The sequence below is a fragment of the Stenotrophomonas sp. 2YAF22 genome (assembly GCF_052114665.1).
GTDB classification, from domain to species: Bacteria; Pseudomonadota; Gammaproteobacteria; order Xanthomonadales; family Xanthomonadaceae; genus Stenotrophomonas; species Stenotrophomonas indicatrix.
In genome coordinates this window covers 1-7,064 of the sequence record NZ_JBFRFE010000170.1, presented here as the reverse complement: position 1 = coordinate 7,064, position 7,064 = coordinate 1, and the positions used below count along the sequence as shown (strand labels likewise).

6 protein-coding genes are annotated in these 7,064 nt (G+C 67.6%); 4 read left to right on the top strand and 2 right to left on the bottom strand.

The window, feature by feature from the left end; genetic code table 11:
- Window positions 1–66 precede the first annotated feature (66 nt).
- Both AB4Y84_RS08900 and grxC read right to left on the bottom strand, forming a co-directional pair.
- Window positions 67–459 (bottom strand): carboxymuconolactone decarboxylase family protein, encoded by a 393-nt coding sequence (locus AB4Y84_RS08900; protein WP_005408260.1) that lies wholly within the window; start codon window positions 457–459, stop codon window positions 67–69.
- A complete protein-coding gene (gene grxC, locus AB4Y84_RS08895; protein WP_442243928.1) occupies window positions 456–746 on the bottom strand; it encodes a glutaredoxin 3 in 291 nt (96 codons plus the stop codon). Before grxC ends, AB4Y84_RS08900 begins: the two co-directional genes overlap by 4 nt.
- A 92-nt stretch (window positions 747–838) precedes the next feature.
- Here grxC and AB4Y84_RS08890 point away from each other — a divergent pair, with 92 nt between their 5' ends.
- The 4 genes from AB4Y84_RS08890 (at window position 839) to ppk1 (ending at window position 6,874) form a co-directional block, all read left to right on the top strand.
- Window positions 839–2,539, top strand: coding sequence for a M48 family metalloprotease (locus AB4Y84_RS08890; RefSeq protein ID WP_193601141.1), 1,701 nt, complete (start codon window positions 839–841; stop codon window positions 2,537–2,539).
- Window positions 2,540–2,655: 116 nt separating this feature from the next.
- On the top strand, window positions 2,656–3,345 hold the full coding sequence (gene phoB, locus AB4Y84_RS08885; RefSeq protein WP_442250014.1) for a phosphate regulon transcriptional regulator PhoB: 690 nt from the start codon (window positions 2,656–2,658) through the stop codon (window positions 3,343–3,345).
- 105 nt (window positions 3,346–3,450) lie between these two features.
- On the top strand, window positions 3,451–4,782 hold the full coding sequence (gene phoR, locus AB4Y84_RS08880; protein ID WP_442243929.1) for a phosphate regulon sensor histidine kinase PhoR: 1,332 nt from the start codon (window positions 3,451–3,453) through the stop codon (window positions 4,780–4,782).
- Between the two features lie 4 nt (window positions 4,783–4,786).
- Complete coding sequence (gene ppk1, locus AB4Y84_RS08875) at window positions 4,787–6,874, top strand: polyphosphate kinase 1 (protein WP_312785686.1); 2,088 nt, start codon at window positions 4,787–4,789, stop codon at window positions 6,872–6,874.
- The last annotated feature ends 190 nt before the right edge of the window (window positions 6,875–7,064 follow it).

Here is a 7,064-nt window from a genome sequence, read left to right as displayed (position 1 = left end):
GGGTCCACCGGGTGCCGGCCAGCGGCCGGCACTACCAGAGAGCCCGGTTCGCGGTAGCGGCCGGGCTCAGTGCTCGTGCGCTGCCGGGGCGGCGGCGCCACCTTCCAGCTGGTCGAGGAAGTCCACCGCGCGGCGCAGGTGCGGGATCACGATCGAGCCGCCGACCACCAGGCCTACCGAGAAGGTCTCGAAGAACTCCTCACGGGTGACGCCGGCGTCCTTGCACTGGGCCACGTGGTAGCTGATGCAGTCGTCGCAGCGCAGCACCATCGAGGCCACCAGGCCCAGCAGCTCCTTGGTCTTCACGTCCAGCGCGCCGGCCTGGTAGGTCTGCGTATCCAGCGCGAAGAAGCGGCGCACCACCTGGTTCGGCTCGCCCAGGATGCGTTCATTCATGCGCTTGCGGAAGTCGGTGAACTCGGCGATCCGGTCCTTGCTGCCGTCGTCGGCCGCGCTCATGCCTGGCCCTGCCCGGCCAGCAGCGGCTCGAGCTTGCCTTCACGATGCAGGGCCATCATGTCGTCGTAGCCGCCAACGTGGACGTCGCCCACGAAGATCTGCGGGACGCTGGTGCGGCGGGTCTTGGCCATCATCTTCTCGCGCTCGACCGGGTCCAGGTCGATGCGGACCTCGGTCCATTGCTGGCCCTTGCTCTTGAGGAAGTTCTTGGCGGCCACGCAGTACGGGCAGACGGCGGTGGAATAGATGGTGATGGCGGGGGTAGCGCCGGAGGACTGGGCTGTCACGGGAAACTCCACGATGGATCGACGGTCCATATATGGTACCGGTGCGCTGGAATTTCCACGCCACGCCCGCAACACTGTGGATTGATTAACGAATGGTTGCCCCCTGCCCTGCCACGCTGGGCAGACCCTGCCCGAGGACCGACCGCTTGCGACCCCTGCTGCTCACCGCTGCCCTCACCCTGGCCCTGGCCGCCCCGCTGGCGCAGGCCCAGGAGAAGCTGCCGGACATCGGCTCCTCGGCGGGCGAACTGCTGACCCCGGCCCGGCAGGCCGAGTACGGCGCGATGATGCTGCGCGAGCTGCGCAACTATGGCTACCTGCTGGACGATCCCCTGGTCAACGACTGGCTGCAGACCATGGGTACCCGCCTTGGCTCCAACAGCGACCAACCGCGCCAGCCCTACACGTTCTTCGTGATGAAGGACCGCCAGATCAATGCCTTCGCCACCCTCGGCGGCTATATCGGCGTCAATGCCGGCCTGGTGCTGACGGCCGAGCGCGAAGACGAGGTGGCGGCGGTGCTGTCCCACGAAATCGCCCACGTCACCCAGCAGCACGTGCTGCGCGGGGTTGAGCGCGCCCAGCGCGACCAGATCCCGATCCTGCTGGGCATGCTGGCGGCAGTGGTTGCCGCCCAGGCCAGCAACAGTTCGTCCTCGGGCAACGCGACCATGGCCGCGATCAGCTCGGGCATGGGCCTGATGCAGCAACGGCAGATCGACTACACCCGCTCAAACGAATCGGAGGCCGACCGGCTGGGCATCCGCACGCTGTCGCGCAGCGGCTACGACGTGGATGCGATGGCCGGCTTCTTCGAGCGCATGTCCTCGGCGATGCGCGGCAACGATGGCGGCTACAGCGTTCCGGACTTCCTGCGCACACACCCGGTCAACACCACCCGCATCAGCGAGGCCAAGGCCCGCGCCGAACAGATGAAGAAGGACACGGTGCTGCTGACCACGCGTACGCCCAGCGGCGAGCGCAAGGAGCGGGTGGATCCCGCCGACCCGACCCTGGGCGATCCGCTGCTGCGTGGCATCAACCCGCTGCTGCCCGGCAGCGTGCTGCGGGTTCCGATCGGCCAGCTCAGCCGCGGCGCCAGTGGCGACTTCAACTGGGCCCGTGAGCGCCTGCGCGTGCTCAGCGCCGACAGCCCGGCCGACCTGCAACGCGAGTACGCCGATCTTGCGCGGAGGCAGAAGGACGGCCTGGATGACGCCCAGCGCTATGGCCAAGCGCTGGCCACGATGCGCGGTGGCCGCAGCGGTGCCAGCCAGGCCCGGCAGACCCTCACCGACCTGCTGAAGACCCACCCGGACAGCCTGTGGGTCGCCCTGGCCCTGGCCGAAGCGGAATCGCGCACCGGACAATCCACCCAGGCCAATGCGCGCTTCGAGCAGCTGCTGCACGAACACCCCAACAGCCGGCCGGTGGCCCTGACCTACGCCGAGATCCTGAACGAGCAAGGAGGCCAGGCCGCGGGCCAGCGCGCGCAGGCGATGCTGCGCCCCCTGCTGTCGCAAAGCGGTAACGATCCGGTCTTCCAGCAGCGCTACGCCCGCGCCAGTGAACTGGCCGGCGACAGTGTCCGCGCCAGCGAGGCCTATGCCGAGGCGGCGTTCCTGGGCGGGCGCCCGGAACAGGCCCTGATGCAGCTGCAGGCACTCAAGCGCAACCCCGCGCTGGACTATGTAGGTCGGGCCCGGGTGGATGCGCGGATCGAGTCGATCACGCCCACCGTGCTCGAGCTGCGCCGGCAGGGCGTGCAGGACCCGGATCTGGACCGCCGCTGAGTGCGGCATGACCGGCAGATGGCAGCAATGCCAGATGCCGGCCAGGCAGTCACAAACATGTCATCAAACCGTAGTCTACTGGCACCACTCCAGTAACTGAGCCCTACGGTGCCCTCGTGCAGAAACGCATCCTGATCGTCGATGACGAGCCCGCGATCCGCGAAATGGTCGCCTTCGCCCTTCGCAAGGGCGATTACGAACCTGTCCACGCCGGTGACGCCCGCGAGGCCCAGACCGCCATCGCCGACCGCGTCCCCGACCTGATCCTGCTGGACTGGATGCTGCCCGGCACCAGCGGCCTGGACCTGGCCCGGCGCTGGCGCAAGGAAACCCTCACCCGCGAAGTGCCGATCATCATGCTGACCGCGCGCGGCGAAGAGAACGACCGCGTCGGCGGCCTCGAAGCCGGTGTGGACGACTACGTGGTCAAGCCGTTCTCGGCGCGCGAACTGCTGGCGCGTATCCGCGCGGTCATGYGCCGCGCCCGCGACGATGACGAGGACGGCAGCGTGGCGGTGGGTGCGATCCGCATCGACGGTGCCGCCCATCGCGTGTTCGCCAACGACCAGCCGGTGCCGATCGGCCCGACCGAGTACCGCCTGCTGCACTTCTTCATGACCCACCCCGAGCGCGTGTATACGCGCGCACAGTTGCTGGACCACGTGTGGGGCGGCAGCGTGTATGTGGAAGAACGCACCATCGACGTGCATATCCGCCGCCTGCGCAAGACGCTGGAACCGTTCAACGCCGAGAACATGGTGCAGACCGTGCGCGGCGCCGGTTACCGCTTCTCCACCGCAACCTGAGCCTCGTCGTGCCGGCGCCGTGCACCCCACCGTGCCGGCGTCGGCAACTCTGCTATAACTTCCGGTTCACCTGCGTGAACCGCCGCAACCCACGACGAGACCGCAATGCCCCGCCACATCCGCTCTGCCTGGTTGAAGACACTGGCCACCGTGGCCACCGTGTTGCTGTTGGCCGGTCTGGTCGGTTGGTTCACTGGCCACCTGTGGCTGTGCATCGCGCTGGCGGCACTGGCGACGCTGGTCTGGCACTACTGGCGGCTGCGCCGCGTGCTGCGCCGGCTGACCGCGCGCCAGCGCTGGGATACCGCCGCCGAAGGCACCGGCGTCTGGAACGAACTGGACCGCCTGCTGTACCGCAACCAGGTCGAGATGCGCGTGCGCAAGCGGCGACTGCTGGACATGCTGCGCAGCTATCGCGCCGCAGCGGCCGCGCTGCCCGACGCCGTGGTGGTGCTGGACCGCAACAGCCAGCGCGTGCAGTGGTTCAACGAAGCGGCCACGGCCCTGCTCGGCCTGCGTCATCCGGGCGATCTGGGTGAAGCCCTGGTCGAACGCCTGCAGCCGATGCCGCTGGCGCACTGGCTGGCCGGTGGCCGCAATGCCGAACCGATCCTGGACGTGCCCTCGCCGGTCGATCCTGCGATCCGCCTGAACCTGCGCCTGATTCCCTATTCGTCCGACTACTGGCTGTTGATCGCCCGTGACGTCAGCAAGCTGCTGCGCCTGGAACAGGTGCGCCGCGACTTCGTGGCCAACGTTTCACATGAGCTGCGCACCCCGCTCACCGTGGTCCACGGCTACCTGGACATGATGGACCCGGAGGATTTCCCGGGAACCGGACCGATGCTGGAAGAAATGCGCAAGCAGAGCCAGCGCATGGCCCAGCTGGTGGAGGACCTGCTGACCCTGTCGCGGCTCGAATCGCAGGAACACAGCGAGGCCGAGACGGTGGCCATGCAGCCCATGCTGGCCACCCTGCGCCGCGAAGCCGAAGCGCACAGCCAGGGCCGCCACCAGATCAGCATCGACGACCTGGCCGGCGTGGACCTGCAGGGCTCGACCAAGGAACTGCACAGCGCGTTCTCCAACCTGGTCACCAACGCGGTGCGCTACACCCCGGCCGGTGGCCGCATCGCGGTGGAGTTCCGACGCGAGGGCGACGGCGTGGTGCTGGCGGTGCGTGACACCGGCTACGGTATTCCCGCCACGCACCTGCCGCGCCTGACCGAACGCTTCTACCGCGTCTCGAGCAGCCGCTCGCGCGAAAGCGGCGGCACCGGCCTGGGCCTGTCGATCGTCAAGCACATCCTCGGTCTGCACCACGCACGCCTGGAAATCGACAGCGAGGTCGGCAAGGGCTCGGTGTTCGCCTGCCATTTCGATGCCGACCACGTGCGACCGCGTGAGTCCGCCCCCCTGACCTCCTTCGAAGAATGACGCCATGAGCAGCCTCGGATCCCTCCCCCTCCCCGTGAGCACGGACAGCGATCCKTTGCGCGACCCGGCGCTGTACATCAACCGCGAACTGTCGCAGCTTGATTTCAACTTCCGCGTGCTGGCGCAGGCGATGGACCCGCAGGTGCCTCTGCTGGAGCGCCTGCGCTTCATGTGCATCTCCTGCACCAACCTGGATGAATTCTTCGAGATCCGTGCCGCCGCGGTCCGCCATGCACAGGAGTTCGGCCTGCCGCCGGCACCGGACGGCATGAGTCCGCAGGCCATCCTCAATGCCATCCACGAGCGCGCCGCCGAGCTGGTGGACCAGCAGTACCGCTGCTGGAACCAGACGCTGCGCCCGGCGCTGATGGAGGCCGGCATCGGGGTGCTCGGCCGCAACTCCTGGACCCACCGCCAGAAGCGCTGGCTGCGCGCCTACTTCCGCAACGAGATCATGCCGGTGCTGTCGCCGCTGGGCCTGGATCCGGTGCATCCGTTCCCGAAGATCCTCAACAAGTCGCTGAACATCGTGGTGGTGCTGAAGGGCACCGATGCGTTCGGCCGCACCGGCCACCTGGCCATCGTGCGTGCGCCGCGTTCGCTGCCGCGGATCATCCAGCTGCCGGAAAAACTCGGCGGCCCGCAGAACTTCGTGTTCCTGTCCTCGGTGCTGTCCACCTTCGTGGACGAATTGTTCCCGGGCCTGGAAGTGCTGGGCGCCTATCAGTTCCGTGTCACCCGCAACTCCGAGCTGGTAGTGGATGAGGAGGAAGTGGAGAACCTGGCGCTGGCCCTGCGCGACGAGCTGGTGGACCGTGGCTACCGCCCTGCGGTGCGCCTGGAGATCGCCCACGACATGCCGCGCGACATCGTCCGCACCCTGCTGCAGAACTTCGGCCTGACCGAGAACGCGGTGTACCGCATTGACGGACCGGTCAACCTCAACCGCATCATCCAGCTGTACGACCTGATCGCCCAGCCGGACCTGAAGTATCCACCGATGACACCGCGCACCCTGCGCGACAGCGATGGCATCTTCGAGACCACCGCGCGCAAGGACCTGCTGCTGCACCACCCCTTCGACGCTTTCGCCGCGGTGCTGGACCTGATCCGTCAGGCCGCGCTGGATCCGAACGTGCTGGCGATCAAGCAGACCCTGTACCGCACCGGCAAGGATTCGCTGATCGTCGACGCGCTGATCCAGGCCGCACGCGCCGGCAAGGATGTGACCGTGGTGGTCGAGCTGCGCGCGCGCTTCGATGAAGAGGCCAACCTGGGCCTGGCCGATCGGCTTCAGGAAGCCGGCGTGCAGGTGGTGTACGGCGTGGTCGGCTACAAGACTCACGCCAAGATGCTGCTGATCGTGCGCCGCGAAGGCCGCAAGCTGCGCCGCTACGTGCACCTTGGCACCGGCAACTACCACAGCGGTACCGCGCGCGCGTACACCGACCTGAGCCTGATCACCGCCGATGCGGACATCGGCAACGACGTGCACCTGCTGTTCCAGCAGCTGTCCGGGCTGGCATCAAAGATGAAGCTCAAGCGCCTGCTGCAGTCGCCCTTCACCCTGCACACCGGGATCCTGGCGAGGATCGAGCGCGAGACGCGCATCGCAGCGGCCGGGCGACCAGCGCGGATCATCGCCAAGATGAACGCCCTCAACGAAGCGCAGGTGATCCGTGCGCTGTACGCCGCCTCGCAGGCGGGTGTGCAGATCGACCTGATCATCCGTGGCGCCTGCACGCTGCGCCCGGGCGTACCGGGCGTGTCGGACAACATCCGCGTGCGCTCGATCGTCGGCCGTTTCCTGGAACACAGCCGGGTCTACTGGTTCGGCAACGACGGCGCACCGGAGCTGTACTGCGCCAGCGCCGACTGGCTGGAACGCAACCTGCTGCGCCGGGTGGAAACCTGCTTCCCGATCCTCGACCCGGCGCTGGCCAAGCGGGTGTACCGCGAGGTGCTGCAGAACTACCTGGACGACAACCTCAACGCCTGGGAGCTGGATGCCGAAGGCATCTACCACAAGCGCGCACCGGCCCACGACGAAGCCCCGCATTCGGCGCAGATGGCGTTGATGCAGGGCCTCTGACCCGGTAGGTGCGGACCTTGGTCGGCACGTTTGGATTCATCCACGCATGGCGTGGATCTACTGTGTCGACCAAGGTCGACACCTACCAAGAGCAGSCCATGCCATTCCGACAGATCGCGGAGATCYGTCGAAGGCGGGGTGGGTCCGGTTGCGGGGGTGTCCGCGGCATGGATGCCGCGGCCAAGCCCCC